The sequence below is a fragment of the Azospirillum sp. B4 genome, assembly GCF_000333275.1.
In the GTDB taxonomy this organism is placed as follows: Bacteria; Pseudomonadota; Alphaproteobacteria; order Azospirillales; family Azospirillaceae; genus Nitrospirillum.
Genome location: NZ_BACU01000287.1, coordinates 1 through 3,321, shown reverse-complemented (window position 1 = coordinate 3,321; position 3,321 = coordinate 1). Strand labels below are relative to the sequence as shown.

Annotated in this window: 5 protein-coding genes; all 5 read right to left on the bottom strand. The window is 68.7% G+C overall.

From position 1 onward, the window contains the following. Positions 1–186 precede the first annotated feature (186 nt). Positions 187–468 (bottom strand): type II toxin-antitoxin system mRNA interferase toxin, RelE/StbE family, encoded by a 282-nt coding sequence (locus tag I55_RS12585; protein WP_044560926.1) that lies wholly within the window; start codon positions 466–468, stop codon positions 187–189. Then, positions 465–755, bottom strand: coding sequence for a CopG family ribbon-helix-helix protein (locus I55_RS12580; protein ID WP_044560925.1), 291 nt, complete (start codon positions 753–755; stop codon positions 465–467). The genes I55_RS12585 and I55_RS12580 overlap by 4 nt, the downstream gene beginning before the upstream one ends. 44 nt (positions 756–799) lie before the next feature. Further along, a complete protein-coding gene (locus tag I55_RS12575) occupies positions 800–2,695 on the bottom strand; it encodes an ABC transporter ATP-binding protein/permease (RefSeq protein ID WP_044560924.1) in 1,896 nt (631 codons plus the stop codon). A gap of 103 nt (positions 2,696–2,798) precedes the next feature. Next, positions 2,799–3,101 carry a hypothetical protein gene (locus tag I55_RS12570; RefSeq protein ID WP_044560923.1) on the bottom strand — a complete coding sequence of 101 codons (303 nt, stop codon included), beginning with the start codon at positions 3,099–3,101 and terminating at the stop codon, positions 2,799–2,801. Between the two features lie 7 nt (positions 3,102–3,108). Next, positions 3,109–3,321: HAMP domain-containing sensor histidine kinase (locus I55_RS12565; protein WP_044560922.1), on the bottom strand; the 213-nt coding region annotated here is incomplete at its 5' end.

Sequence of the window (3,321 nt, the reverse complement as noted above, 5' to 3'; positions counted from 1 at the left end):
GCCAGGCCCGCCGGTCCCCGCCACAAAGGGGCCGCCAGGCCGGTTGGATCCGCAGGCGACTCGGAGGATAGGGGCGTGTCGGCGTTCATGGGGCAACCGGCCTCAGGCAAAGGGTCCTTCGACGGTCCATACCTCAGAACTTTGGTCCGGGCGATTGCCGATGTCAAAAGCGGGCGGGGCGGGGCGCTATCGGATCGGCGGCCATTGGCGTGCCGTGTGCACCAGGCTCAATATCCGCACCGCGTCGCCATCCACGCGATAGATCAATATGTAATTCCGGTGCACGACCAACTCGCGCGTGCCGACGATACGTCCTGGCCGGCCGATGGCGGAATGCTTGGTCAGAAGAAGGGCCTTTTCCGAAAACAGCTCGTCAAGCGCCAACGCGGCGGCCGGTTTCTCCTGCGCGATATAGTCGCGGATTGCCTTGCGGTCGATGTTCGCAGGACGCGTCCAAATCAGTTTCACGACGCCGGGCCGGCCAATTTGCGCCTAACCTCCGCTCGCCAGGCCTCGGCTTCGGCTTCCACCTCTTCCGCCGACAGCACGTCCCCAGCGTCGGCGGCGGCGATACCAGTCTGCACCTTGGCCCGGAACCACGCGTTGTAATCGGCGGCCTCCTGCTGCTGCCGCACGAAATCACGCATGTAATCGCGCAAAAGCTGCGCGCCGGTGCGGTCATTGCTTTTGGCGGCTTCGGCGAACGCGGCCTTGAGGGTTTCATCCACTCGGAAGGTGAAGGTCGTTTCGGTCATGAGGCGCCTCGTGTGTTACATGAGGCGTACAGTGTAGCACATCATCATCCCGAAACCGATTCGGCCGGGGTGACGGCCGCCGGCGCCCCCTCCGGCACCGGATCCGCCGTCTGCTGGCGGTTCCACAGGTCGGCATAGGCGCCGCCCTGGGCCAGCAGGTCGGCGTGGCGGCCGCGTTCGCGCACGCGGCCCTCCTCCAGCACGATGATCTCGTCGGCGTCCACCACGGTGGACAGGCGATGGGCGATGACCAGGGTGGTGCGGCCGCGGCTGACCTCACGCAGGTTGCGCTGGATCTCGCGCTCGGTATGGGTATCCAGGGCGCTGGTCGCCTCGTCGAACATCAGGATGGGCGGGTTCTTCAGGATGGTGCGGGCGATGGCCACCCGCTGCTTCTCCCCGCCGGACAGTTTCAACCCGCGCTCGCCCACCGTGGTGTCCCAGCCGTCGGGTAGGCCCGCGACGAAGCCGTCGATGTGGGCCAGGACGGCGGCGTGCTCCACCTCGCTTTGCGTGGCGTCGGTGCGGCCATAGGCGATGTTGTAGCGGATGGTGTCGTTGAACAGCACCGTGTCCTGCGGGACGATGCCGATGGCCGCGCGCAGGCTGGCCTGGGTGATCCGGGTGATGTCCTGCCCGTCGATCAGGATGCGGCCGCCACTGGCGTCGTAGAAGCGGAACAGCAGGCGCGACAGGGTGGACTTGCCGGCCCCGCTGGGGCCCACGATGGCGACGGTGCGCCCGGCGGGGACGGTGAAGCTGACGCCCTTCAGGATGGGGCGGCGCGGGTCATAGCCGAAGGACACGTTCTCGAACCGCACCTCGCCGCCGCTGACGGCCAGGGGCTGGGCGCCGGGGACATCCGCCACCTCCCGATCCACCGCCAGCAGCACGAACATCTTCTCCATGTCGATCAGGGCTTCCTTCACCCCGCGATAGACGAAGCCGAAGATGTTCAGCGGCTGGTACAGCTGCAGCAGGTAGGTGTTCACCAGGACGAAGTCGCCCAGGGTCAGGGTCCCGGCCTCGATGCCGCTGGCCGCCATCCACATGACGGCCACCAGGCCCAGGGCGATGATGAAGCTCTGCCCCACGTTCAGCACGGACAGCGAGGTCTGGGTGCGCACCGCCGCCTGCTCATAGACCTTCAGCGCGCGGTCGTAGCGGTGGGCCTCATGCTCCTCATTGCCGAAGTACTTCACCGTCTCATAATTCAACAGGGTGTCGATGGCGCGGGCGCTGGCCTTGGTGTCGCTTTCCACCATCTGGCGGCGGATGCGGGTGCGCCAGTTGCTGATGATGACGGTGAAGGCGATGTAGCCCGCCACCGCCACGAAGGTGACCAGGGCGAACCAGATGTTGAACAGCCGCCACAGGATGCCGGTGACCAGCAGGATTTCCAGCACCGTGGGCAGGATGTTGAACAGGGCCGTGGACAGCAGCGTCTCGATGGCCTTGGTGCCCCGCTCGATGGAGCGCGACAGGCCGCCCGTCTGCCGTTCCAGGTGGAAGCGCAGGGACAGGCCGTGCAGGTGGCGGAAGACGGTCAGCGCGGCCTTGCGCATGGCGCGCTGGGCCACCCGCTCGAACACGCTGTCGCGCAGCTCCCCGAAGGCGAGGGACAGCACGCGCGCCAGGCCATAGGACAGGATGGCCAAAACCGGCACAACGGCGGCGTTGGCCTTGATGCCATCGCCCAGCTGATCCACCGCGTGCTTGTAGAAGACCGGGATGGTGACGCTGGCCGCCTTGGCGCCCAGTAGCAGCAGCATCGAGATGATGACCCGCCCCCGGGTGCCCCAGTCGCCCCGGGGCCAGACGTAGGGCATCAGCATGGCCAGGGCCTTGCCCTCGCCCATCTGGGGGCGGGTGGGCCGGTGATCCGGGGCGGCGGGTTGAGGCGCGGTGGGCTGAGAGGCGGTGGTGGCTGTCTGGGTCATGGGCAACAGATGGGGTGGCGGCGGGGCGGGGACAGGGACGGGGAATGGGGACCGGCCATGTCTGCCGCCGGACGCTCGCCGGCACAGCGATGGCCGTCACCCATTATCGGTGGTCGCGCAGAAGCCCCCGGATGGCTTCGGCCAGCAGGCGATAGGCGCGGTCGTCGCCCCTGTCGGCGGCGGCCGCCGCCTTGTCCGCCTGGGCCCGGAAGCGGGCATAGCCCTGGTCGCGGCGGCCGGCGGCCAGCACGTCGTCAAGGCTGGCGGGCGCCTCCGCCGGGGGCGGGGCCGATGGCGACGCGGCGCCTTTCGGCCGGGACGCCGGCGGCTTGGACCGTTTGAACAGCGACATGGGGGCGGCGCGCCCTTCGGCCAGGGAAGCGGGGAAAGCGGTAACGCCCATCATGCCCTGATCACGGCGGCATCGCCAGCGCCGGGCCGGGCGGCACCTGCCGGTCGGGTGGGAAAACCACCGTGACGCGGGTGCCGCCGCCAGGCGGGCATTCCACCGCCAGCGTGCCGCCGTGCAGGTCCATCAGGCGGCGGACGATGAACAGGCCCAGGCCGCTGCCGCCGTGGCGCCGGGCGCAAGGACGGTTCGGCCTGCAGGAAGGGCTGGGTGCCCA